General features: G+C 60.9%; 21 protein-coding genes. 11 read left to right on the top strand and 10 right to left on the bottom strand.

Annotated elements, in window-relative coordinates:
- Positions 1-14: 14 nt before the first annotated feature.
- Positions 15-2,717 (top strand): cystathionine beta-lyase, encoded by a 2,703-nt coding sequence (gene metC / locus AC07OP_RS01545; protein ID WP_495102599.1) that lies wholly within the window; start codon positions 15-17, stop codon positions 2,715-2,717.
- Positions 2,718-2,809: 92 nt separating this feature from the next.
- Complete coding sequence (gene ggt, locus AC07OP_RS01540; protein ID WP_414887254.1) at positions 2,810-4,534, top strand: gamma-glutamyltransferase; 1,725 nt, start codon at positions 2,810-2,812, stop codon at positions 4,532-4,534.
- Between the two features lie 90 nt (positions 4,535-4,624).
- Here ggt and AC07OP_RS01535 read toward each other — a convergent pair whose 3' ends face one another.
- From AC07OP_RS01535 to AC07OP_RS01525, 3 genes are all read right to left on the bottom strand, one after another.
- On the bottom strand, positions 4,625-5,146 hold the full coding sequence (locus tag AC07OP_RS01535) for an AAA family ATPase (protein ID WP_495102646.1): 522 nt from the start codon (positions 5,144-5,146) through the stop codon (positions 4,625-4,627).
- Positions 5,143-5,706 (bottom strand): nicotinamide riboside transporter PnuC, encoded by a 564-nt coding sequence (pnuC, locus tag AC07OP_RS01530; protein WP_065941319.1) that lies wholly within the window; start codon positions 5,704-5,706, stop codon positions 5,143-5,145. The genes AC07OP_RS01535 and pnuC overlap by 4 nt, the downstream gene beginning before the upstream one ends.
- 177 nt (positions 5,707-5,883) lie before the next feature.
- Positions 5,884-7,518 (bottom strand): methyl-accepting chemotaxis protein, encoded by a 1,635-nt coding sequence (locus AC07OP_RS01525; protein ID WP_495102600.1) that lies wholly within the window; start codon positions 7,516-7,518, stop codon positions 5,884-5,886.
- A gap of 229 nt (positions 7,519-7,747) precedes the next feature.
- Here AC07OP_RS01525 and AC07OP_RS01520 point away from each other — a divergent pair, with 229 nt between their 5' ends.
- The gene (locus tag AC07OP_RS01520; protein WP_065941752.1) at positions 7,748-8,578 is read left to right on the top strand and encodes an undecaprenyl-diphosphate phosphatase; all 831 of its coding nucleotides are present in this window, start codon (positions 7,748-7,750) and stop codon (positions 8,576-8,578) included.
- Positions 8,575-8,958 carry a DUF1294 domain-containing protein gene (locus tag AC07OP_RS01515; protein ID WP_092359431.1) on the top strand — a complete coding sequence of 128 codons (384 nt, stop codon included), beginning with the start codon at positions 8,575-8,577 and terminating at the stop codon, positions 8,956-8,958. The genes AC07OP_RS01520 and AC07OP_RS01515 overlap by 4 nt, the downstream gene beginning before the upstream one ends.
- Here AC07OP_RS01515 and AC07OP_RS01510 read toward each other — a convergent pair.
- Together AC07OP_RS01510 and AC07OP_RS01505 are read right to left on the bottom strand one after the other, a co-directional pair.
- A complete protein-coding gene (locus AC07OP_RS01510) occupies positions 8,941-9,303 on the bottom strand; it encodes an MmcQ/YjbR family DNA-binding protein (RefSeq protein ID WP_027607908.1) in 363 nt (120 codons plus the stop codon). The two genes, AC07OP_RS01515 and AC07OP_RS01510, sit on opposite strands and share 18 nt — an antisense overlap.
- Positions 9,300-10,208 carry a LysR substrate-binding domain-containing protein gene (locus tag AC07OP_RS01505; RefSeq protein WP_027607907.1) on the bottom strand — a complete coding sequence of 303 codons (909 nt, stop codon included), beginning with the start codon at positions 10,206-10,208 and terminating at the stop codon, positions 9,300-9,302. The genes AC07OP_RS01510 and AC07OP_RS01505 overlap by 4 nt, the downstream gene beginning before the upstream one ends.
- Before the next feature lie 126 nt (positions 10,209-10,334).
- Between AC07OP_RS01505 and AC07OP_RS01500 the strand changes: the two genes are divergently transcribed.
- Positions 10,335-10,946, top strand: a complete 612-nt coding sequence (locus AC07OP_RS01500; protein ID WP_115486145.1) for an FMN-dependent NADH-azoreductase — start codon at positions 10,335-10,337, stop codon at positions 10,944-10,946.
- 240 nt (positions 10,947-11,186) lie between these two features.
- Positions 11,187-12,224, top strand: coding sequence for an alpha/beta hydrolase family protein (locus AC07OP_RS01495; RefSeq protein WP_108574471.1), 1,038 nt, complete (start codon positions 11,187-11,189; stop codon positions 12,222-12,224).
- On the opposite strand, the gene AC07OP_RS01490 is transcribed toward AC07OP_RS01495, so the two are convergent.
- Both AC07OP_RS01490 and AC07OP_RS01485 read right to left on the bottom strand, forming a co-directional pair.
- Positions 12,218-13,393, bottom strand: coding sequence for an MFS transporter (locus AC07OP_RS01490; RefSeq protein ID WP_495102601.1), 1,176 nt, complete (start codon positions 13,391-13,393; stop codon positions 12,218-12,220). The two genes, AC07OP_RS01495 and AC07OP_RS01490, sit on opposite strands and share 7 nt — an antisense overlap.
- 300 nt (positions 13,394-13,693) lie before the next feature.
- Positions 13,694-15,280 (bottom strand): ABC-F family ATPase, encoded by a 1,587-nt coding sequence (locus AC07OP_RS01485; protein WP_027607903.1) that lies wholly within the window; start codon positions 15,278-15,280, stop codon positions 13,694-13,696.
- A 512-nt stretch (positions 15,281-15,792) separates the two neighbouring features.
- Here AC07OP_RS01485 and AC07OP_RS01480 point away from each other — a divergent pair.
- The 3 genes from AC07OP_RS01480 to AC07OP_RS01470 are packed head-to-tail and all read left to right on the top strand — an operon-like array spanning position 15,793 to position 18,113.
- Positions 15,793-16,077 carry a hypothetical protein gene (locus tag AC07OP_RS01480; RefSeq protein ID WP_495102649.1) on the top strand — a complete coding sequence of 95 codons (285 nt, stop codon included), beginning with the start codon at positions 15,793-15,795 and terminating at the stop codon, positions 16,075-16,077.
- Positions 16,067-17,398, top strand: coding sequence for an ABC transporter ATP-binding protein (locus AC07OP_RS01475; protein ID WP_115486142.1), 1,332 nt, complete (start codon positions 16,067-16,069; stop codon positions 17,396-17,398). The genes AC07OP_RS01480 and AC07OP_RS01475 overlap by 11 nt, the downstream gene beginning before the upstream one ends.
- Before the next feature lie 4 nt (positions 17,399-17,402).
- Positions 17,403-18,113, top strand: coding sequence for a sulfotransferase family protein (locus AC07OP_RS01470; protein WP_115486141.1), 711 nt, complete (start codon positions 17,403-17,405; stop codon positions 18,111-18,113).
- A gap of 263 nt (positions 18,114-18,376) precedes the next feature.
- Here AC07OP_RS01470 and AC07OP_RS01465 read toward each other — a convergent pair whose 3' ends face one another.
- Together AC07OP_RS01465 and AC07OP_RS01460 are read right to left on the bottom strand one after the other, a co-directional pair.
- Positions 18,377-18,952: a hypothetical protein gene (locus AC07OP_RS01465; RefSeq protein ID WP_495102602.1), complete on the bottom strand. Its 576-nt coding sequence runs from the start codon at positions 18,950-18,952 to the stop codon at positions 18,377-18,379.
- Positions 18,953-19,001: 49 nt separating this feature from the next.
- On the bottom strand, positions 19,002-20,240 hold the full coding sequence (locus AC07OP_RS01460) for an MFS transporter (RefSeq protein WP_495102603.1): 1,239 nt from the start codon (positions 20,238-20,240) through the stop codon (positions 19,002-19,004).
- Positions 20,241-20,395: 155 nt separating this feature from the next.
- On the opposite strand from AC07OP_RS01460, the gene AC07OP_RS01455 reads away from it, so the two are divergent.
- Positions 20,396-21,208, top strand: coding sequence for a class I SAM-dependent methyltransferase (locus tag AC07OP_RS01455; protein WP_027607899.1), 813 nt, complete (start codon positions 20,396-20,398; stop codon positions 21,206-21,208).
- 137 nt (positions 21,209-21,345) lie between these two features.
- On the opposite strand, the gene AC07OP_RS01450 is transcribed toward AC07OP_RS01455, so the two are convergent.
- Positions 21,346-21,732: a TIGR03067 domain-containing protein gene (locus AC07OP_RS01450; protein WP_115486138.1), complete on the bottom strand. Its 387-nt coding sequence runs from the start codon at positions 21,730-21,732 to the stop codon at positions 21,346-21,348.
- Positions 21,733-22,065: 333 nt separating this feature from the next.
- Here AC07OP_RS01450 and lpxO point away from each other — a divergent pair, with 333 nt between their 5' ends.
- Positions 22,066-22,965, top strand: a complete 900-nt coding sequence (lpxO, locus tag AC07OP_RS01445) for a lipid A hydroxylase LpxO (protein ID WP_253489828.1) — start codon at positions 22,066-22,068, stop codon at positions 22,963-22,965.
- Positions 22,966-22,967 lie beyond the last annotated feature (2 nt).

Below are 22,967 nucleotides of genomic sequence, written 5' to 3'. Positions count from 1 at the left end.
TTGTTGGGACTTCCATGAGCCAGACCATCACCCCACGTCAACTGCAGCAATGGCTGTTCGACGGGCAGGAAATCGCCGTGTTCGACGTGCGCGAGCACGGGCAATACGGCGAAGCCCACCTGTTCCATGGGGTGAACCTGCCCTATAGCCGCCTGGAGCTGGAGGTACGCCGCCTGGCGCCCAACCCGCAGGTGCGGCTGGTGATCTATGACCAGGATGGCGGCGAGGTGGCGGCGCTGGTTGCCGCGCGTTTGCAGGCGCTGGGCTACCGCCGCGTGCATGTGCTGGAGGGTGGTGCCGAGGGTTGGCAGGCGGCGGGGTTGCAGCTATTTGCCGGTGTGCATGTGCCGTCCAAGGCCTTTGGTGAGTTAGTGGAAGAGGCCAGTCACACGCCCCATGTCACTGCACGCCAGCTGGCGGATTGGCAGGCGCGCGGCGAGCCGCTGGTGGTGCTGGACGGACGACCGTTCGAGGAGTACCGCAAGATGACCATCCCCGGTTCCATCTGCTGCCCCAACGGTGAGCTGGGCTACCGCGTACAGGACCTGGTGCCGGATGAAAGCACGCCCATCGTGATCAACTGTGCAGGACGCACCCGCAGCATTATCGGCGCCCAGACCCTGATCAACCTGGGCCTGAAAAACCCGATCTATGCCCTGGAAAACGGCACCCAGGGCTGGTACCTGGAAGATTTCCAGCTGGAACATGGCAGTACGCGGCGCTATGCCGATCAGGTCAGCACTGACCTGGCTCGGCAGCGCCTGGCTGCGCGGCAATTGGCCGAGCGGGCAGGGGTGGTGACGGTATCGGCGGATCAGGTTCGACAATGGGCGGATGACGCGCAGCGCAGTCTGTTTTTGTGTGATGTGCGCACTGCTGAAGAGTTTGCCGCGGGCAGCTTGCCGGGCGCGCAGCATACGCCGGGCGGGCAGTTGATCCAGGCCACCGACCTGTATATCGGCGTGCGCCAGGCACGCATCGTGCTGGTGGACAGCGATGGCGTGCGTGCGCCGATTGTCGCCAGTTGGCTGCGTCAACTCGGGCACCAAGCCTATGTGCTGAGCGGCGGTATCGACAGCGGCCTGGTATTGCCGGTGTTGCCTCCAGTGGCGTATCAGCCGTTGCCGCTGATCAGCGCCCAGGCCCTGGCGCTGGAATTGAGCGATGTGAACCTGATCGACCTGCGCCCGAGCATGGCCTACCGCAAGGGCCATATTGCCGGGTCCCGCTGGTCGATTCGTGCGCGGCTCAAGACCGACCATCGTCCCTTGGTGCTGGTGGCAGATGACCCGGCATTGGCGGCCTTTGCTGCAGAAGGCCTGTCGGCCAGGTTGCTTGACGGTGGCTTCGCTGCCTGGGTCTCGGCCGGCCTGCCGGTCAACCAAGACCCGCAGACGCCGCCCGACGCCGAGTGCATCGACTTCCTGTTTTTCACCCACGACCGTCACAGCGGCAACAAGGACGCCGCGCGCCAGTACCTGGCCTGGGAAATCGGCCTGCTCGCGCAAATGAGCGAAGCGGAAATCGCCAGCCTCAAGCCATTGGCACCTGTGTCGCGGGTGCGCACGCGCTTGATCCATGCCGCGCGTACCGAAAAAGGCCACGGCGGCCGCGCCGTCAACGTACCCGTCACGCGCCTGAGCACTGTGCTGTTCGACAACCTGGCGCAGATGCGCGACGCCCGTGCCCGCCGCGACAGCGAACGGGTGCTCAGCTACGGCGCGCGTGGCAACCCGACCTCCCATGCGCTGGAAGACCTGGTCACCGAGCTGGAGGGCGGCTTTCGTACACGGCTCTACGGCACGGGCCTGGCGGCAGCGGCCCAGGTGTTCCTGGCCTACCTGCGCCCCGGCGATCATGTGCTGATCACCGACGCGGTGTATTCCCCGGTGCGCAAGCTGGCACGGGAATTCCTCCAGCCGTTCGGCATCGAGGTCGGCTACTTCGCACCCGATGGCAAGGGCCTGGAAGCGCAACTGCAAGCCAATACCCGGCTGGTCTACGCCGAAGTGCCGGGCTCACTGTTGTATGAGCTGTGCGATCTGCCGGCGATTGCCGCGTTGTGCAAGCCACGCGACATCCTGCTCGCCGTCGACAACACCTGGGGCTCGGGCTACCTGTACCGGCCACTGGCGTTGGGCGCGGATATTTCGATCATGGCCCTGACCAAATACCTCGGCGGCCACAGCGACGTGATGATGGGCAGCGTGTGCACCACACCAGCGGCCTGGCCGGCGCTGGGCAGGATGAGCGACACCTTCGGCAACGCGGTGAGTGCCGACGACGCCTACCTGATCCTGCGCGGCGCCCGCACCCTGGCCTCGCGCCTGGATGTGCACGAACGCCAGGCCGTGCACATCGCCCTGTGGTTGCAGGCGCAACCCCAGGTCAAGCGCGTGTTCCACCCGGCCTTGCCCGGGCATCCGGGGCATGAGTTGTGGCGTCGGGACTTCACCGGCAGCAATGGCTTGGTGTCGTTTGAACTGGTGAATGCCGAGGCCGCTTACGTCGAGCGGTTTATCGACGGCTTGGAGCTGTTTGGCCTGGGCTCTTCGTGGGGCGGCTATGAAAGCCTGGTCATCGTGGCCGACACCCGCGACCGCGACAGTGCGGCCGACCGTGCGTTGAACCCGGTGGTGCGCCTGCATATCGGTCTGGAAGATGTGGCCGCGCTGATCGAGGATCTGCAACGCGGCTTTGCATGTGCCGTTCTGTGACCGACAGGTTCTGTAATAAAAACGCCATTGCGCTGGGGATTAAATTCGGGACGGGCTATTTTGGTGCATCTCAATAACTAGAGTAGCCATGGATGAAATACCAACCCTTCAGCCGCACCTTAATTGCCACCGCCCTGGTGTTGACCGTCAGCGGCGTACAGGCCGCTTCCCAGGCCCCGGTGGCCGGTGAAAATGGCATGGTGGTGACCGCCCAGCATTTGGCCACGCATGTCGGCGTGGATGTACTCAAGGCCGGCGGCAACGCGGTGGATGCGGCGGTGGCGGTCGGCTATGCGCTGGCGGTGGTGTACCCGGCGGCGGGTAACCTGGGCGGCGGTGGGTTCATGACCGTGCAACTGGCGGATGGGCGCAAGACCTTCCTCGACTTCCGCGAAAAAGCCCCGTTGGCGGCCACCGCCGATATGTACCTGGACAAGGCCGGCAATGTGGTCGAAGGCTTGAGTGCCAAGGGACACCTGGCGGTCGGCGTGCCTGGCACCGTGTCCGGCATGGAGCTGGCCCTGAGCAAGTACGGCACCCTCAAGCGCGCCCAGGTGATTGCCCCGGCGATCAAGCTGGCGGAAAACGGCTTTGCCCTGGAGCAGGGCGATATCGACCTGCTGCACACCGCCACCGGCGAGTTCGAAAAAGACAAGGATATGCGCGGGATTTTCCTGCACAACGGCCAGCCGCTGCAGGTCGGCCAGAAGCTGGTGCAGAAAGACCTGGCCAGGACCCTCAAGGAAATCTCCGCCAAGGGCAGCGACGGTTTCTATAAGGGTTGGGTCGCCAAGGCCCTGGTGGATTCCAGCCAGGCCGGCAAGGGCATCATCACCCAGGCCGACTTGGACAAGTACAAGACCCGCGAACTGGCGCCCATCGAGTGCGACTACCGCGGCTACCACGTGGTCTCGGCACCGCCGCCAAGTTCGGGCGGCGTGGTGATCTGCCAGATCATGAACATCCTCGAAGGTTACCCGATGGCCGACCTGGGCTATCACTCGGCCCAGGGCCTGCACTACCAGATCGAAGCCATGCGCCACGCCTACGTGGACCGTAACAGCTACCTGGGCGATCCGGATTTTGTAAAGAACCCGATCGAGCATCTGCTGGACAAGAACTACGCGGCCAAACTGCGTGACGCCATCGAGCCGCAAAAGGCCGGGGATTCCCAGGCAATCAAGCCGGGTGTGTCGCCGCACGAAGGCAATAACACCACGCACTACTCGATCGTGGACAAGTGGGGCAACGCGGTCTCTGTCACGTACACCCTTAACGACTGGTTCGGTGCGGGCGTGATGGCGAGCAAGACCGGGGTGATCCTCAACGATGAAATGGACGACTTCACCGTCAAGGTCGGGGTGCCGAACATGTACGGCCTGGTGCAGGGGGAAGCCAACGCCATCGCACCGGGCAAGGCGCCGCTGTCGTCGATGAGCCCGACCATCGTGACCAAGGACGGCAAGGCCGTGATGGTCGTCGGTACGCCAGGTGGCAGCCGCATCATTACCGCGACCCTGCTGACCATCCTGAATGTCATCGACTACAAGATGAATATCCAGGAAGCCGTGGACGCGCCGCGTTTCCACCAGCAATGGATGCCGGAAACCACCAACCTGGAGACCTTCGCGGTCAGCCCGGACACCCAGAAGATTCTGGAAAGCTGGGGCCACAAGTTTGCCGGGCCGCAGGACGCCAACCACTTGGCGGCGATCCTGGTGGGCGCACCGTCCCTGGAGGGCAAGCCGGTGGGTAACAACCGCTTCTATGGGGCGAATGACCCGCGGCGTAATACCGGCCTGTCGCTGGGCTACTAACCCCCCCTAAAACCAAACACCGCGTCCTGTCTGGCAGGCTGCGGTGTTTTTATTGGGGCGGCTTCGCCACCCAGCGCGGGGCAAGCCCGCTCACCACAACAGCTGTTCTACCGCAGCAAACGCGGCGGTGCGGCGCTCCTCCCAACCCCCCCTGATGACCACCACCGCCTGTCGATGCGCCTGCATCCACGCCAGGCTGTCCTGGAAAAACGCCTGGCGGTCGGCCAGTTCCGGTTGGCAGCGCTGGCCGTCGGCGGTCCATTCCACATCATCCGGCGACAGCAGCAGGTGCAGGTCGTAATGCCGCGCCAGCAGTTCGTCGTCGAGCCATGCCGGGTAGTCGCCGAACAGGGTCTGGCTCCAGAGTCTGTTGGTCAGCAGGTGCGTGTCGAGGACCAGCAGGCGCGGCTGCCGGGCGCGGGCGGCATCTTCCCAGGCCAGTTGGCCGTGGGCGATGGCCGGGATATCCCCCAGGTGGGTGTCGCGCTGGTGCCGGTCGATGAAATACCGCACGTACTCACCGACCATCAGCCCACCGAAATGCGCGTGCAGCTCGGCAGCCAGCCAGCTTTTACCGCTGGACTCGGGACCGGCCAGGACCACCACCTTCATGCGCGTAACGCCGGGTCGGCGCGCCATTCACGCCAGCCTTGCACGGCGATCACGGTGAACAGGGCATAGAGCGCAGCGGTGAGGTACAAGCCTTTGTAGAGGAACAGTCCGACAAAAATCACGTCCACGGCAATCCACAGCGGCCAGCATTGCACGCGTTTCTGCGCCATCCACAGTTGCGCCACCAGGCTGAAACCGGTGAGGGCGGCATCCAGCCAGGGTTGCGCAGCGTCGGTCCAGTGCGCCATCGCAGCGCCCAGCAGCAGGCTGCCGACCGCACCGATGGCCATGCTGGTCATGATTGCCGGCCAACCCAGGCGGGTGACCTGACGCCCTTGCCTGACCTCGCCGGCGCGGGTCCACTGCCACCAGCCGTAGACTTGCAGGGCGGCGTAGACCACTTGCAGCAGCATGTCGGAATAAAGCTTCACGTCATAGAACACCCAGGTGTACAGCAACACCATCACCAGGCCGATGGGCCAGCACCAGGGGTTTTGCTTGACCGTCAGCCAGACAGCGATCACCCCCAGGGCGGCGGCGAACAGTTCAAGCCCGGACATGGCGGTTCCTTGGGAGAGTGGGAGAGGGCGGGGATTGTAACCAGAGGCCAGCAATCTTCAAAACACAGTAAGGCAAATGTGGGAGGGGGCTTGCCCCGATAGCGGAGGGTCAGCTGCACATATGCAGACTGATGTATCGCCATCGGGGGCAAGCCCCCTCCCACATTTGGAGCAGTGTTAGACCTTGAACTGGCGCAAGAGGCCGTCGAGCTGCTCGCTCAGCCCGCGTAAATGCACGCTGGCCACGTTGGACTGCTCGGCCGCCATTGCGGTGCTGTGGGACAGGCTCGCAGCCTGGGTGACGTTCTGGTTGATGTCTTCCACCACATGGGCCTGTTGCAGGGTAGCGCTGGCAATCGAGGCATTCAAACCGTTGAGGTTGTGCAGCGCCTGGCCGATGGCGGTAAGGCTGGCACCGGCCTGGCCGGCTTGTTCGATGGTCAGTTGCGAGGCGCTGTGGCTGTCGCTGATCACCTTGACCGCAGCTTCCGAGTGACCTTGCAGGCGCTCGATCATCGCCTGGATCTCGGCGGTGGATTTTTGCGTGCGCTGGGCCAGCAGGCGGACTTCATCGGCCACCACGGCAAAACCACGGCCTTGTTCCCCGGCGCGCGCCGCTTCGATGGCGGCGTTGAGGGCCAGCAGGTTGGTCTGGTCGGCGATGGAGCGGATCACTTCCAACACACCACCGATCTGCGTGCTTTCGCTGGACAAGGTGCGGATCACTTCCACGGCCTGGCTGATGGTGGTGGAGAGCTGGTCGATCTGCTGCAGGCTGCTGTCGATATTGACCTGGCCTTGCTGGGCCTGGGCCTGGGCATCGCGCATTTCGCTGGCGGCGTGTTCGGCGTTCTTGGCCACGTCCTGCACGCCGTAGGTGACTTCATTGATGGCGGTGGCCACCAGTTCCATCTGCTGGGACTGCTGCTGGCTGCGGTCGTGGGCCTGGGTCGCGTTGTTGCCCAGTTCCGTGGAGGACTGGCCCAGGGCGTTGGCGCACACCTGCAACTGGCTGACGACCTGGCGCAGCTTGGCCGTGAAACTGTTGAAGTGCTGGGACAGTTGGGTGACTTCGTCGCGGCCGTGGGTATCGAGGCTGCGGGTCAGGTCGCTTTCGCCGCTGGCGATATTGCCCATGGCGTTCACCGCATCCTGCAGGGGGCGCACGATGCTGCGGGCAATCAGCGAGACCAGCAGGGCCATCACCAGCGCGATGCCCAGGCCGATTAACGAGGTTTTCCATACCTGGCCGCTGAACTCGGCTTGCACATCGTCGACGTACACGCCGGAGCCGATGATCCAGCCCCACGGCTCGAACAACTGGATATACGAGGTTTTCGCCACCGGCGCCTCCGCACCCGGCTTCGGCCAGCGGTAGTTGATGATGCCGGCCCCCTTGGCCTTGGCCAGGATCACGAACTCGTTGAACACGGCAAACCCGTCGGGATCGCGGATGGCCGAGAGGTTCTGGCCGTCCAGCTTGGGGTTGGCCGGGTGCATGATCATCACGGGGGTGAGGTCATTGATCCAGAAATAGTCGTCGTGGTCATAGCGCAAGCCGCGCACCGCGCTCAGGGCTTGTTTTTGCGCGGCTTCGCGGGTCATCACGCCGGTGGTTTCGAGGCTGTGATAAAACGTCAGGATCCCGCTGGCGGTCTGGACCACGTGCTGGGTCTGCTGGCGCTTGGCCTGGTACAGGTCGTCGTGGATCTGCTTGAGCATCAGCAAACCCAGGGCCATCAGCATCAGCACGGCGACGATCAGGATCATCCAGAGGCGTCGGCTGATCGACATATTGCGCAAACTGTTCATCGTCCTGTCACTCCGGGCTTTTTATAATTGTGGGCGTCGCATCGACTTTTACGCCTTGTCTGATAGGCTTTCGGCCTGAAATCGCAAAACCTGAGTACTGCCTGATTTTTCACAGAATTTTTGCAGGCCGGCATTGACCATGGTCAACACCGGGCACTTGAGTGCGCTCGTCAGTGAACCATTAAAAGATTGATAAGGCATGCCACCGCGCATGACCTTTGGGGGAAGCATGGATTTTTGGACCGCCATTCAGGCATTGATTCTTGGCGTCGTGGAGGGGCTTACCGAGTTCCTGCCGATCTCCAGCACCGGACACCAGATTATCGTCGCCGATTTGCTCGACTTCGGCGGCGAACGCGCCATGGCGTTCAACATCATCATCCAGCTGGGTGCGATCCTTGCGGTGGTCTGGGAATTCCGGCGCAAGATCCTCGATGTGGTCACCGGCTTGCCGACCCAGCGCAACGCCCAGCGCTTCACGGTCAACCTGCTGATCGCGTTCCTGCCCGCCGTGGTGCTGGGGGTGATCTTTGCCGACCTGATCCACCATTACCTGTTCAACCCGATCACCGTGGCCACCGCGTTGGTGATCGGCGGCATTGTCATGCTGTGGGCCGAACGCCGCGAGCATGAAGTGCACGCCGAAAGCGTCGATGACATCACCTGGAAAGACGCGCTCAAGGTCGGTTTTGCCCAGTGCCTGGCGATGATCCCGGGTACGTCGCGCTCCGGCTCGACCATCATCGGCGGCCTGCTGTTCGGCCTGTCGCGCAAGACCGCCACCGAGTTTTCGTTCTTCCTGGCCATGCCGACCATGGTCGGTGCGGCGGTGTACTCGGGCTACAAATACCGCGACCTGTTCCAGCCGGCGGACCTGCCGGTGTTCGCCATCGGCTTCGTCACCTCGTTCATCTTCGCGATGATCGCGGTCAAGGGCCTGCTCAAGTTCATCGCCAGTCATAGCTACGCGGCGTTCGCCTGGTACCGCATTGCGTTCGGCCTGCTGATCCTGGCGACCTGGCAATTCGGCTGGATCGACTGGGCAGCGGCCAAGGCATGATGATTCAGCATCCGCGCTTGAAAGCGGCGATCTTTGTGCTGCTGTGCGCGGCGCCGCTGGTGGGGTCGGTATTGGTGTGGCAACGCGGCGAAACCGTGATCCCGCTGGTGGCCTATGGGGTGGTCAGCGTGATCGCGTTTTTCCTGTATTGGAGCGACAAGCGCAAGGCTCGCACCGACAGTTGGCGCACTCCGGAAAACATCCTCCACGCCGTGGAACTGGCGGGCGGCTGGCCGGGGGCGCTGATTGCCCAGCAGGTGTTCCGGCACAAGACGCGCAAGGTGTCTTACCAGGTGCTGTTCTGGGTGATCGTGTTGCTGCATCAGGTGTTCTGGCTGGACCAGTTGTTCCTCGGCGGCACGCTACTGTCCGTTCTCTAGCAGCAACCCGACCTGCGTGCGCTTGGGCAGTTTGCTCACCACCAACTGGTGGGAGCGCTGCAACAGGCTACGCAGTTCCTCGGCGCCCAGCGGGTAGGGCGTGTTCATGATGATCCACTGCGCGCGTGCCAGGTACGGCGCCGGGTGGATGCCGGGACGGTCCACATGGCCGAGGAACAATTCCTTGTCGACCTTGAACGCCAGCGAGTCGCCGCGCAGATTCTGCAGGGCGAACATCTTGTTGCCGGCGATCGAGAACACCCGCACGCCGCCCCATTTGTAGTCTTCCCGCGCGCCGGGCAGGCTCAGGCAGAACGTCGCGACCTGTGCTTCGGTCATTTTCATAGCAGGCGGTCTCCGCAGCTTTTGAAGCCTTCTTCCAGGTAATCGATCCAGGCGCGAATCGCCGGCAGCACGCCACGGCGATGCGGGTAGACGGCCTGCAGCCAGCCGCCCGGCAATGACCACTCCGGCAGCAACTGTACGAGCCGGCCGCTGGCCAGTTCTTCTTCGCAGTACATCATCGGCAGCACGGTAAAGCCCAGGCCCATGATGGCGCTGGCCTTGCGTACGTTGAAGTCATCGACGCCCAGGCGCGCTTCCATCACCAGGTCGTGGGGGTTGCCTTCGGGATCGAGGATGCGTTGGTGCACCATGCGGTCAGCTTCCAGCGCGCCGAGTATCGGCAGTTGCTTGAGGTCGTCGAGGCTGTTGATGTGCCGACCGTGCAAAAAGTTCGGGCTGGCGACCAGGGCCGTCTGGGCGGGGCGCAGGCGCTTGGTGACCAGCAGCGGGTCTTCATCGCCCAGTTCGCGCACGCGCAGCGCCACATCGATGCCTTCGGCTACCAGGTCGACACGGCGGTTGACCAGGGTCATCTCCAGCTGCACCTGGGGGTGGGCAGCCAGGAAACCCGCGACCACATCCGGCATCATGTTTTGCGCCAGGCCCACCGGACACGTCACCCTCAGCCGCCCACGGGGTTCGCTGGACATGCTGGCGACGGCCTCGTCGGCCATTTCCGCTTCGAGCAGCATCGCCTGGCAGTGGCGCAGGTAGCGCTCGCCGACGGCGGTCAGGGTCAGTTGCCGCGTGGTGCGTTGCAGCAGGCGCGCGCCGAGGCGTTCTTCCAGCTCGGCAATGCGCCGCGACAGCCGCGACTTGGGAATGCCCAACAGCCGCCCGGCCGCCGCAAAGCCGCCGGCTTCGACGACTTTGGCAAAATAGTAGAGGTCGTTGAGGTCTTGCATGGTCAGCCTATTGTCCTGTCAGTGGGACAAACTATCGCATTTCAGGCGTCTTATCGACTATTGGTTTCATGCGTAGCATCCCCTCCATCTGATCGCCACTGTCGATCCCACACTCGGAGATCCACCATGAAACTGTTGCACATCGATTCCAGTATCCTCGGCGACAACTCGGCTTCCCGGCAGCTCAGCGCTGGCGTGGTCAAGGCCTGGCAGGCGGCGGAGCCAGGTGTGGAAGTGACCTACCGTGACCTCGCCAGCGAAGGCATCAACCACTTCTCCGGCGCGACCCTGGGCGCCCTGGGCACCGCCGCCGAATTGCGTGACGCCGCACAACAGCACGAGGCCGACCTGAGTGCCAACAGCCTGGCCGAATTCCTCGCCGCCGACGCCGTGGTGATCGGTGCACCGATGTACAACTTCACCATTCCAACCCAGTTGAAAGCCTGGATCGACCGCATCGCCGTTGCCGGCCAGACCTTCCGTTACACCGAAGCGGGCCCTGAAGGCCTGTGCGGTAACAAGAAAGTCGTCATTGTGTCCACCTCCGGCGGCATGCATGTCGGCCAGGCAACCGGTGTGGCCCACGAGGAATACCTCAAAGTGATGCTGGGCTTCCTCGGCATTACCGACATCGAATTCGTCCGCGCCCATGGCCTGGCCTACGGTGATGAAGTGCGCAGCAAATCCCTGAGCGACGCGAACGTGCTCATCAACGAACAATTGTTCGCTGCTGCGTAAGGCTTGTGTAAATTTCGCCTCTGCTCGGTTTCAATCCGAAGCCGGGCGCCTAAACTCTGTATTCTTGTCGCCTGAAACGACCGGAGTACGGAGTTTTTTCGTTTACCCGCTGTCATTACTTTGGCCCAGGTTATGCACGCATGGGTTTATCACCCGATGCGAGTGCCTTGAACCATGGACTTTTCATATAGACATGCCGCGGGTGTTGAACGTGGTCACGCAGCAAAGGTGGACATCCTCATGATGCGTCTTTGTGCTGTTATGGTTCTTTCCCTGCTCGGCGGCCTGATTTCAGTGCACGCCGCGCCCGCGCCGCACCCCCATTGGAGTGTGGGCTTCCACCGCATGAGCTTTCTCGACCCGCTGGACCTGCAGCCGATGAAAGCCGTGGCCTTCTACCCGTCCACCGACGATGAACACAGCACGCAACTGGGTCCCTACCACGTCGCCGCCAGCGAAGATTCCAAGATCGCCATTGGCCGCTTTCCGATGTTGATGCTGTCCCATGGCAACACCGGTACGCCGCTGGCCCTGCATGACCTGGCCACCTCCCTGGCGCGCAAAGGCTTTGTGGTGGTCGCGGTGTTGCATCCCGGCGATAACTATAAGGACCACAGCCGCCTGGGCACGGTGAGTAACCTGTACGGCCGGCCGATCCAGATTTCCGAAGCGATCACCGCGACCCTGGCCGACCCGATGCTGTCGCCGTTCGTCAACGTCGATCAGGTGGGCGTTATCGGCTATTCGGCCGGTGGCGAAACCGCGTTGATCCTGGCGGGAGCCAAGCCGGACTTCGATCGCCTGCGCCGCTATTGCCAGGAACGCCCCGAAGATCGTGATGCCTGCACCACCAAGGGCGAACTGGTGGTGGACCGTGACGACCTGCAACCGCAATCCGACCCGCGCATTCATGCCTTGATGTTGATGGCGCCGTTGAGCCTGATGTTCGGCCGCCACACCCTGGCCGACGTGCATGTGCCGGTGCTGCTCTACAGCGGCGATGGCGACAAGCTGGTGGCGGTCGACAAGAATGCCGCCGCCCTGGCACGCAAACTGCCGGAGCCACCGGACTTCAAGCTGCTGGCGGGGGCAGGGCACTTCGTGTTCATGGCGCCGTGCGACAGCGACCAACTGGCCGCGATGCCGGCCATCTGCACCGATGCGGACGGCGTCGACCGTGAAGGCATCCACCGCGACCTGATCTCCGAGGCCGGGCGTTTTTTCAGCCACACCCTCGGCCAGGCTACCCGCGCCGGTTTGCAGACCGCCGATCAGTAAGCGCGGCGCTTGAGCAGCAAGGTCACGCCCAGCGCCGTGACCGATAACAGCGCTGCGCAGAAGAAAATCCAGCTGTAACCCAGGTTCAGCGCCACGGCGCCCATCAACGGCCCGGCAATCGCCAGGGCCAGGTCGAAAAACACCGCATAGGCACTCAGGCCGGCACCGCGGCTGCTGTTGGGCACCTGCTTGATGGCCTCAACGCCCAGCGCCGGGTACACCAGCGACAAGCCAAAGCCGGTCAGCCCTGCACCGATCAAGGCTACGCCGGTGGACGGTGCCAGCCATAGCAGTGTCAGGCCCAGGGTCTCGATGATCATGCAGGCAATCGCCGCCCTGAAGCCGCCAAACCGGCTGATCGCGGAGATGAACAGCAGCCGCGAGAGGATAAAACATACGCCAAACACCGTGAGGCAGTACGCCGCGCCGGCCCAGCCGCGATTGAGGTAATACAGGGTGATAAAGGTGGTCAGGGTGCCGTAGCCGATGGATGCCAGGCACAGGCTGGCACCAAAGGGTGCGATGCGCCCGAACACCGCCCAGAACGGCAGGCGCTCGCCGCGCACCACCGGCACCGAGGGTTTATTGCGGATCAGCACCAGGCCCAGCGCCGCCAATACCGACAGCGCGATACCCAGGCTGGTGTAGCCATATTCGGCGACCATCACCACTCCGAGCGGCGCGCCGATGGCGATGGCGCCGTAGGAGGCAATGCCATTCCACGAAATCGACCGCGCCGTGTGCTCCGCCCCGACCTGGCCCATGCACCAACTGATGGTGCCCACGCCGATCAGGCCCTGGGCCACGCCCAGCAACAGCCGGCCGAGGATCAGAATCCCCAGGCTCAGGCTGGGCAGGTTGTCCACCAGGGTGGCGAAGAACGTCAATACTCCGCTGATCAGGATGCCCGCCAGCCCCAGCACAATCGCGCGCTTGGTGCCGACGTTGTCGGACATGCGCCCGGCCATGGGGCGGCTGAGCAGGGTCGCGAGGTACTGCGAACCAATGGTGATCCCGGCCACCACCGCGCTGAAGCCCAGTTGCTCATGGACATAGCCCGGGATTACCGCAATCGGCAGGCCGATGCAGATAAAGGCGATGAAGGTGTAGAACACGATGGAGACGATCTGCAGGGTGATCGACAGGGAGGAGGGGGCAGCGTTGGACATGAGCACTCGTTCGCGGGCGGGCGGTGAATGCATCATGGCAAGGGCTTGGGGGAAAAGGAAGCAGGCTAACTACTTTGGCTGAGAAACCGGCTTACTGTGGCGAGCGGGCTTGTTGTGGTGAGCGGGCTTGCCCCGCGCTGGGCTGCGCAGCAGCCCTGAAAACGAACACCGCGTTTTGCCTGGCAGAATGCGGTGTTTTTTATTGGGGCTGCTGCGCAGCCCAGCGCGGGGCAAGCCCGCTCACCACAAAAGCCCGTTCACCACAACGAGCCTGTTCCCCAGGGTTTCACGTCGCTACTGTTAGAACACCACGCCCTGGCTGCGCAGGTAGTCGTCGTAGGTGCCGCTGAAGTCGATCACGCCGTTGGCGCTCAACTCGATGATGCGGGTGGCCAGGGACGATACGAACTCACGGTCATGGCTGACGAAAATCAGCGTGCCCGGGTAGTTCTCCAGCGCCAGGTTCAGCGCCTCGATGGATTCCATGTCCAAGTGGTTGGTCGGTTCGTCCATGATCAGCACGTTCGGCTTTTGCAGGATCAGCTTGCCGAACAGCATGCGGCCTTGCTCACCACCGGAGATCACCTTGACGGACTTCTGGATTTCATCGTTGGAGAACAGCATACGACCCAGGGTGCCACGGATCATTTGCTCGCCTTGGGTCCACTGGCCCATCCAGTCGAACAGTGTGACGTCGTCTTCGAAGTCGTGGGCGTGGTCCTGGGCGTAGTAGCCCAGTTCCGCGGCGTCGGTCCACTTGATGCTGCCGGCGTCCGGGGTCAGTTCGTTGACCAGGGTGCGCAGCAGGGTGGTCTTGCCGATACCGTTCGGGCCGATGATCGCCACGCGCTCGCCGGCTTCGATCTGGAAGCTGAAGTCCTTGAACAGCGGCTTGCCGTCGAAACCTTTGGCCATGCGCTCGACGATGACCGCCTGGCGATGCAGCTTCTTGTTCTGTTCGAAACGGATGAACGGGCTCACACGGCTCGAAGGCTTGACCTCGGCCAGCTGGATCTTGTCGATCGCCTTGGCGCGGGAAGTGGCCTGCTTGGCTTTCGAGGCGTTGGCCGAGAAGCGGCTGACGAAGGACTGCAGCTCGGAGATCTGCGCTTTTTTCTTGGCGTTGTCCGACAGCAGTTGCTCGCGGGACTGGGTCGCCACGGTCATGTACTCGTCGTAGTTGCCCGGGAACAGGCGCAGCTCGCCGTAGTCCAGGTCAGCCATGTGGGTGCACACGCTGTTCAGGAAGTGACGGTCGTGAGAGATGATGATCATCAGGCTGGAGCGCTGGGTCAGGATGTTTTCCAGCCAGCGGATGGTGTTGATGTCCAGGTGGTTGGTCGGTTCGTCGAGCAACAGCACTTCCGGGTCCGAGAACAGCGCCTGGGCCAGCAATACACGCAGTTTCCAGCCGGGGGAGACTTCGCTCATCGGGCCGAAATGCTGTTCCAGGGGAATACCCAGGCCCAGCAGCAGTTCACCGGCACGGGATTCGGCGGTGTAGCCGTCCATCTCGGCGAATTCGGTTTCCAGCTCGGCCACGGCCATGCCGTCGTCTTCGCTCATTTCCGGCAGCGAGTAGATACGGTCGCGCTCGGCCTTGACCTTCCACAGCTCCTCGTGGCCCATGATCACGGTGTCGAGCACGGTGAATTCTTCGTAGGCGAACTGGTCCTGGCGCAGCTTACCCAGGCGCACATTCGGCTCCAGCATGACCTGGCCACCGGACGGATCGAGGTCGCCGCCGAGGATTTTCATGAAGGTCGACTTGCCGCAACCGTTGGCACCGATCAGACCATACCGGTTGCCGGCGCCGAACTTGACCGAGACGTTCTCAAAGAGCGGCTTGGCGCCGAACTGCATGGTGATGTTAGCTGTGGAGATCAATTACTTTACCTATCAATGGGTTGCGAGCGTGGCGGCAGGAGCCTTCAGGCATGCATCAACAGCGACATCAAGGCGCGAAACCCGGTCGCTGAGCAAAAAATGGGGGATGTGTGTTGGAATTTGGCGCGCATTGTCGCATATGTCAGGCGACAGTTGTATGGCGGCCGACGACGGATGTCCAACACCTTCAGTATTGGCCCTGATAGCGCTGAGTTGGCCCTGCGCAAGCACATCGTTGCGGCCATCCAGGCGCCGGCGGCAGCCCGGTACCCGAAAGAATGAAGCTACGGCCTTGCCCTGGCACATTCTGTCGTGGCCTGAAGGGATTTAAGGACTATTACGCTACAGCACGGCGACATGATCATGATGGAGATGGGCCGCACGGCTCATCCGAACCACGCTGGGATCTCCCTGGGCGCTGACCCAGAGCTACCGGGCGAGGCGTATCAGGGCCTGGGCTCTTCGTCCTGGACGATGGCCGGGGATAAAGTGAAGTTTTCTGATGCGTTTCCTTGGCAAATGCTTTCTTTTTTACGAGTCAGACCCAGAGGACGACCATTCTGCTTTTTCTGGCGCCTGTGTTCTCTCCGGTGGAGAGCCTGCCAGCTTCCTCTCAGCCTCTGCTCATTGCCAATCCTTTAACTTTTGTGATTGAACAGGCGCGTGATGTTGTGATTTGGGGCAGAATGTCGGACTTCATCGGCTTGACAAAATACTTGGAGATCTCCTCGGTGTGTCTCTGGGCAGGATTTGCTTTCTTCCAAACCGCGTGTAAAGGTTTTGCAGATGTGTTCTGAGTTTTCAATACAGGTTAAAAGTGTCAGCAAGCATTTTCGAATATACGCCAGCCAGCGTGCGCGTCTGCTGCAGTTGTTCAGTGGGAAGAAGCACTATAAGGAGTTTGTGGCGCTAGATGATGTCTCTTTTATAATAAATAAAGGCGAGACAGTTGGTATTGTAGGTCGCAATGGGAGTGGAAAGTCTACGTTGTTGCAGATGATTTGCGGCACTCTTACCCCTACTGCCGGTGAGATAACTACACATGGCCGTATTGCCGCGTTGCTAGAGCTGGGGGCGGGTTTCAACCCCGAGTTCAGTGGGCGAGAGAATGTTTACATGAATGCTTCCGTACTTGGACTTTCCAATGCGGAAACTGCAGCACGCTTTGAGTCCATACTTGCCTTTGCAGAAATTGGAGACTTCATAGATCAGCCGGTCAAGAATTACTCCAGTGGCATGATGGTGCGGCTGGCTTTTGCTGTGGCTATTAATGTCGACCCGCAGATTCTGATTGTCGATGAGGCGCTGGCCGTGGGTGACGAGCTCTTCCAGCGCAAATGCTATGCCCGGATCGAGGCTATCAAGGCCCAAGGTGCAACCATTTTGTTTGTTTCCCATGCCAGTAATACGGTTGTGGGCCTGTGTGACCGGGCGATTCTGCTCGATGGTGGTAAAAAAATCAGTGAAGGCACACCCAAGTCAGTGGTGGGCAAGTATCAGCGGCTGCTGAACGCTCCTGCCGACAAAGCCAGAGTCATGCGCGAACAAATGTTGGCTGGTATCGAGAGTTCACCAAGTCCCGAGTTGACTGAGCCTGGAGAAGTGGAGGAGCCCTGTCAGGAAATGGCGGGATATTTCGACCCGCACCTTGTTTCCAAGACTGTGCTGTCTTACGAATCGCGTGGTGCATTGATCTCTGATCCTCAGTTACTCAACATCCAAGGGCAAAAGGTCAATTGTCTCAAGGCAGGAGAAACCTATCGCTATACCTACCGTGTGAGCTTTGATCGTGATGCTAGGAATGTCCGTTTTGGTATGCTGATCAAGACTCCGACTGGTGTGGAGTTGGGTGGTGCTACCTCAGCCAAGCAGGTCGCAGAGGGCATCGGTGCTGTTTCATCCGGTTCCGTGCTGTCGGTGGAGTACAGTTTTGTCTGCCGCCTCAATGAGGGATTGTATTTTCTCAATGCTGGCGTATCCGGGGATTGTGGTGAGGGATTCCACCATCTTCATCGTGTCGTCGATGCGTTGTGCTTTCGTGTGAGGGAGGAAAGCAAGCAGTTCGGGCTTGGCCTGGTGGATTTCTCATGTGTGCCGGAATGGTCTTTGGTAGAGTGATCGGATGTTAAGGTTTATTGGAATTGGTGCCCAGAAAAGCGGCACCAGTTGGTTATACGAGGTGTTGAGCAAGCATCCAAGTGTAAGCTTCCCAGCTGGTAAGGAAGTTCACTTCTGGGATGCTCACTACCTGAATGGTGTTGACTGGTACAGCAATTTGTTCTGTGAGGAGCGCTGCAATGGCGACATCACTCCAGCCTATGCGATTCTGCCACTCGACCGGATTCGTGAAGTGCACCAATACTTTCCAAGCTTACGTATCGTTTATCTGATGCGAAACCCGATCGAGCGAGCATGGTCTTCTGCCAGGATGGCTCTGCGCCGCGCCGAAATGGAGTTTTCTGAAGCGTCCGATCAATGGTTCATTGATCATTTCAAATCCCAGGGATCGTTGCAGCGTGGTGACTACGCCAATTGCTTGAGAAACTGGATGTCGGTCTATCCTCGTGAGAGCTTTTTGATTTCTCGCTACGAAACCATTGTGTACGACCCCGTTGGCTTCGCCAACAGGGTACTGAGTCACATTGGCCTGGGTGAGTTTTTCTCCGAGACTCATCGTCCCGAGTTATCTCGGCCGGTCTTTGAGGGCTATAAATCTGCTATCCGACCGGAATTGTTGCAAGTGTTGCATCGGCTTTATGCTGACAAGATCGATGCATTGGGCGAGCTGCTTGAGGCTGACTTCTCAGATTGGAAGAACAAGTGTTGGTGCTGATTGAAAACTGACTCACCCTGCCGATTGGTAATTGACACAGGACGGATTGCTGATTTTTGCCCCAGCAATCGGGGAAGCTGAACAGCAGTGTTCGTTGACGACGACAGGAGGCTTACATCACGCCAGATTGCTGTCTGGTGAGTGCGGCGCTTTTTTCCTACCCGATAGCCGCTCAGTCTCATTATGTCCGGCAGCGCCCTAAGAACCATCGCTAGAAACACCAGGTTCAACGCCAAAACCAAAGCGTAAACGCCTGCCGCCTCTCAGCAATTGAACACAGGCGCATAACGCTCTTCGCGTTTCTTGAAGTGAATCGGGGCCATAGGGACTTTTTCACCGTTGACGAATATGTCCGGGAAGGTGAGCGTGAAATCATCCATGTCGCCTTGGCCCAAGGCTGTCCCTTTGAACTCGCTGTGGAATGTTTTCCTGGGGTCGAAACCGGTTCTGAGTTGTTCAATGGTGACAGGATAGCTTTGCCCATTCGCCAGGGTGACCGTGACAACGGGCGACGCTGCACTGACCCAAAGCGTCGAGCCGGCCTGTTTGATGGCTGCTGTGCTATTGGATGGGTAGAGCCGTCCGAACAGGCGCAGTTCAGCCGCGGTCGAGCGCTGGTTACCCGGCCAGCTGGATGTGCCGGGTGGCGCAACATAGACCAGCACATGAACCCAGTTGAGTTCTTCTGCCAGTGGGGCATAGCTCATCGCCGCTTTCGGGCCGGGGCAGGTGCGCGAAAGCAGGGCGTTGCTGCCCACCGTCGACTCCGGATGCAGATAGGGCCCCGTGCTGCATCCTGCCAGCAGAAGCAATAGCGGATACAGGATGTAGTTCTTCATAGGGGCAACTCCATTTGCTGTTTGGGTTCGGCGCACAGTGTCGCTTATATCAGGCGGCAGATGCGTGAGGCGCGAAGAAGGGTTTGGCCAGCGTCTCCGGCATCGCCAGCCATAACAGCGCCAACGCGACGCCCGCCACCCCGGCCAGGGTGAGGAAGGCCGCATTGTAGCCGGCCTGCTGCACCACAAAACCGGCCAGGCTGCTGCTCAAGGCCGCGCCCAGCCCAAATACCGTGGACAGCGCCCCCAGGCTGACGTTGAAACGCCCGGTGCCCTGGGTCAGGTCCTTGACGATCACCGGGAACAGCGCGCCGAAGATCCCCGCGCCGATGCCGTCGAGCATCTGCACGGCCACCAGCCAGTAGGGATCGCTGGACAGGGTATAGAGCACGCCACGCAGCGGCAGGATCATGAAGCCGAACAGCAACAGCGGCTTGCGCCCCCACACGTCGGCCTTGCTGCCCACCAGCCAGGCCATCGGCACCATCACCAATTGTGCGGCGACGATACAGGCCGAGGTCAATGGCGTGGCCATCTGCAGGTTGATCTGCGAGAGCTTCTGGCTGACCAGTGGCAGCATCGCCGCATTGGCCAGGTGGAAGAGGGCGCAGCAGACGGCAAACAGCAATAACGGCCGGTTGGCCAGCAAGACCGCAATGCCGGACGGCTGCTCATGGTCGCTGTGGTGGGCAGGGTCGAAGCCCCGGGCTACCTCATGGTCGATCGCCTTGGCCGAGACGCAACTGACCGCCACGACACTGGCCACCGCCATAAAGGCCATCAGGTAGAACACCACCACGGGGCCGAACAGGTACGCCAGGCCACCGGCCAACAGCGCCGCCACAGCGTTGCCGGCGTGGTTGAAGGTTTCGTTGCGCCCGGTGCGCCGGGTGAACGCACGTGGCCCGGTAATGCCCAGGGAAATCGCGGAAATCGCCGGCGCGAACACCGAGGCGGCGATGGCACTGGCCGCCTGGGTCAAGGCAACCAGGCTGAATGAACTGACGAAGGGCAGCAACAGGCAACTGCCGGTCACCAGCAGGGCGGCAACGGCAATCACCGCGCGTTTGCTGCGCGTGCGGTCGATCAGGGCACCCGCCGGGCCCTGGGTGATCAGCGCGGCGATACCTGCCAGGGTCATGACTACGCCGATACTGGCCGGATCCCATTTGTGCACCGCCAGCAAGTAGATGGCCAGGTATGGACCGAGGCCGTCGCGCACATCCGCCAGGAAAAAATTCAGGCTGTCCAGGGACAGGGTATTACGCAGGTCGGCGTGTGTGGCCATGATCAGGACTTCGCAGGGGGGCGTTCAAAGGCTGAACACTCATTGCGCTAGTGACCTGCGCGCAGTTCATTTAGTTTCGCCTGCTGCTGGGGTTTTAATCTGCGGGCTTGTGGCTTATTTTCTTTGCCTCGCCGTATGACTTATCTGGAGACGCAATGGACATGCCCTCAGCTCAACAGGCGATTGCCTGCAACAAGGACGCCTGGGATCAATCCGCCGACCTGCACAAAACCACCGAGACCTGGAGCGCCCTGCTTAACGGGGTCCGCGACCCTGGGTTTTCGTGTCTGGACCCCACCCTTACCGGGCTGTTGCAAGACATCGGCGTTGCCGGCAAAGAGGTGGTGCAGGTGTGCTGCAATAACGGCCGCGAAAGCCTGTCGCTGTTTGGCCTGGGCGCGTGCTCGGTGGTCGGTGTGGATCAATCCCGGGCGTTCCTGCAGCAGGCCCGTGAGCTTGCCGACGTTTCGCCCCACAACCCGGAATTCATCGAAAGCGATATCCACCAGTTGCCATCCCGCTTGCACGAGCGCTTCGACATTGCCTTGGTGACCATCGGCGTGCTGGGCTGGATGCCGGATGTGGCGCTGTTCATGCGCCATGTTGCGAGGACCTTGAAACCCGGTGGCACGCTGGTGATGTATGAAACCCACCCGTTTCTGGAAATGTTCGACCCGCGCGCGCCAGACCCACTGTTGCCGGCCAGTTCGTACTTCCAGCGTGAGCCTTTTGTGCTGCAGGAGTCGATTGTCTATGAGGGGCAGGGCGAAGTGGCGGGGCCGACCTCCTATTGGTATGTGCACACCCTGGGGGATGTGGTGAGCGCGGCGATTGCTGCGCAATTGCAGATCGACCATCTGCAGGAATATGCCCACTCCAATCGCGAAGAACTTTACGACCAGTACGAGCACCAGCCTGCCCAGTTGCCCCTGTGCTTCACGCTGGCCGCCACCAAGCGTCCCGCCTGAGCCGATTCGCACCAGGCAAAAAAAAGCCCGCGCACTGGCGGGCCAAGGGATTTACTGGAGTAGGTAGGCTTCACCCTATAGGGCTGAAAGTGAAGGCTTTGTGAAAATGCTGTCGCGCGTTCGGATGGCGTACAGCATCACGCGCGGCGCACGAAAGTGCGCATGGTTTGGCCTGGGCCGGTACTGAACACGATGGGCCTGGGCATACCTTCATCCGCCGCAATGAACGCAAATGAATCCCCCTCAAGGCGATAACTGGCGGGCAAGTGCTTGCCGGCGTCATCGCCCAGGGCGTCCACCCAGGTAATGCTTTTGGGAACCGTGCTGCTGTCCAGGAAAAACCGACCCGCCAACAACACTTCGCCACTGACGGTCTTCACTTCGAAACGATCGCCGCTGATAGTGGTTAAAGCGCCCGGAGCGCTGTGGGCATCGATGGGATTGAGTACGCCACTGTCTTCAAGTGAGGTTTGCTCCCAAACGCCTTGAAGGGTTTGACTATCCGGATCTGAAAGGGCTGACATACAAATTCCTTTTTGCTGAGGGGGTAATTGCCGGACGTTGCCGGCGGTGCTGCCTTTTACCATCTTTCGCCGTTCGATGATCGGTGGTTGCCGTGCCCCAAGGCCGGCCGTCGAGGCGTTTGCCCGGCACATTCACTAGACAGGTTTTCACAATTCTTGATTAACTTTTGGTTACAAACTGTGGCTAAATAACTGCCACGGACCACGTATCGGGACATTATTCAGCCGGTCGTGCCAATTGTGTGAATTGTGATTTCAGACGCTGCTATCCATCCTCAGCCGTTGTGGGCGCGCAGGAGCAGCCTGTTTTCTTCTGACATGTGACGAAATCCCTTGAAACTCATCATTGTTGTTCTTTACGTTGCCTCCATTGCGTATGTACACCTGCGTGGTCGGGTGCGGCATAAGCTGGGCCGCCAACTCAGTGATCATTCGACCTTCCTGGCACCGATCAACTGCTTCCTTTACCTGTTCTCCAAACTGCCCGGCCGCCCTTATTTATCACCCAGCGATTTTCCCGAACTGAGCCCGCTGCAAGAGCACTGGGAAGAGATTCGCCGGGAAGGCCAGGCTCTGATGCGTGCGGGCGAAATCAAACGCTCCGACCAATACAACGACGTAGGTTTCAACTCGTTCTTCAAGTCCGGCTGGAAGCGGTTCTACCTGAAATGGTATGGCGACAGCCACCCCTCGGCGATGAAGCTGTGCCCGCGTACCACCGAGCTGGTGCAGGGCATCGGCTCGATCAAGGCGGCAATGTTCGCCGAGTTGCCGCCGGGCTCCAAGCTGGTGCGCCACCGTGACCCGTATGCCGGTTCCTACCGTTACCACCTGGGCCTGGACACGCCGAATGATCCGGGCTGCTACATCAATGTGGACGGCGAAAGTTACTACTGGCGTGATGGCGAGCCGGTGATGTTTGACGAGACGTATATTCACTACGCTGAAAACACTACACAACAGAACCGCATCATCCTGTTCTGCGATATCGAGCGCCCGATGAAATACCGTTGGGCCGCCGCCTTCAACCGCTGGTTCAGCCGCACTGTGATGGCGGCCGCAGGCTCGCCCAATGACGCCGGCGACAAGACGGGTGGGCTCAACCGCGCGTTTACTCGCCTGTACACGATCCGCCTGCGTGGCAAAGAACTGAAAAAGCGCAATCGCACGCGTTACTACTTGGAAAAGTGGGCGATCTTCGCTGCCCTGGCGGCTCTCTTCCTGCTGATCTGAAG

The sequence above is a fragment of the Pseudomonas sp. GW821-FHT09D08 genome (genome assembly GCF_059416305.1).
This window is presented reverse-complemented; position numbering and strand designations above follow the sequence as displayed.

What these genes read in the sequence shown, in the direction of transcription:
- metC (WP_495102599.1), top strand. Translation starts at nt 15, where the DNA reads ATGAGCCAGACCATCACCCCACGTCAACTGCAGCAATGGCTGTTCGAC.
- ggt (WP_414887254.1), top strand. Translation starts at nt 2,810, where the DNA reads ATGAAATACCAACCCTTCAGCCGCACCTTAATTGCCACCGCCCTGGTG.
- AC07OP_RS01535 (WP_495102646.1), bottom strand. Translation starts at nt 5,146, where the DNA reads ATGAAGGTGGTGGTCCTGGCCGGTCCCGAGTCCAGCGGTAAAAGCTGG.
- pnuC (WP_065941319.1), bottom strand. Translation starts at nt 5,706, where the DNA reads ATGTCCGGGCTTGAACTGTTCGCCGCCGCCCTGGGGGTGATCGCTGTC.
- AC07OP_RS01525 (WP_495102600.1), bottom strand. Translation starts at nt 7,518, where the DNA reads ATGAACAGTTTGCGCAATATGTCGATCAGCCGACGCCTCTGGATGATC.
- AC07OP_RS01520 (WP_065941752.1), top strand. Translation starts at nt 7,748, where the DNA reads ATGGATTTTTGGACCGCCATTCAGGCATTGATTCTTGGCGTCGTGGAG.
- AC07OP_RS01515 (WP_092359431.1), top strand. Translation starts at nt 8,575, where the DNA reads ATGATGATTCAGCATCCGCGCTTGAAAGCGGCGATCTTTGTGCTGCTG.
- AC07OP_RS01510 (WP_027607908.1), bottom strand. Translation starts at nt 9,303, where the DNA reads ATGAAAATGACCGAAGCACAGGTCGCGACGTTCTGCCTGAGCCTGCCC.
- AC07OP_RS01505 (WP_027607907.1), bottom strand. Translation starts at nt 10,208, where the DNA reads ATGCAAGACCTCAACGACCTCTACTATTTTGCCAAAGTCGTCGAAGCC.
- AC07OP_RS01500 (WP_115486145.1), top strand. Translation starts at nt 10,335, where the DNA reads ATGAAACTGTTGCACATCGATTCCAGTATCCTCGGCGACAACTCGGCT.
- AC07OP_RS01495 (WP_108574471.1), top strand. Translation starts at nt 11,187, where the DNA reads ATGATGCGTCTTTGTGCTGTTATGGTTCTTTCCCTGCTCGGCGGCCTG.
- AC07OP_RS01490 (WP_495102601.1), bottom strand. Translation starts at nt 13,393, where the DNA reads ATGTCCAACGCTGCCCCCTCCTCCCTGTCGATCACCCTGCAGATCGTC.
- AC07OP_RS01475 (WP_115486142.1), top strand. Translation starts at nt 16,067, where the DNA reads ATGTGTTCTGAGTTTTCAATACAGGTTAAAAGTGTCAGCAAGCATTTT.
- AC07OP_RS01470 (WP_115486141.1), top strand. Translation starts at nt 17,403, where the DNA reads ATGTTAAGGTTTATTGGAATTGGTGCCCAGAAAAGCGGCACCAGTTGG.
- AC07OP_RS01465 (WP_495102602.1), bottom strand. Translation starts at nt 18,952, where the DNA reads ATGAAGAACTACATCCTGTATCCGCTATTGCTTCTGCTGGCAGGATGC.
- AC07OP_RS01460 (WP_495102603.1), bottom strand. Translation starts at nt 20,240, where the DNA reads ATGGCCACACACGCCGACCTGCGTAATACCCTGTCCCTGGACAGCCTG.
- AC07OP_RS01455 (WP_027607899.1), top strand. Translation starts at nt 20,396, where the DNA reads ATGGACATGCCCTCAGCTCAACAGGCGATTGCCTGCAACAAGGACGCC.
- AC07OP_RS01450 (WP_115486138.1), bottom strand. Translation starts at nt 21,732, where the DNA reads ATGTCAGCCCTTTCAGATCCGGATAGTCAAACCCTTCAAGGCGTTTGG.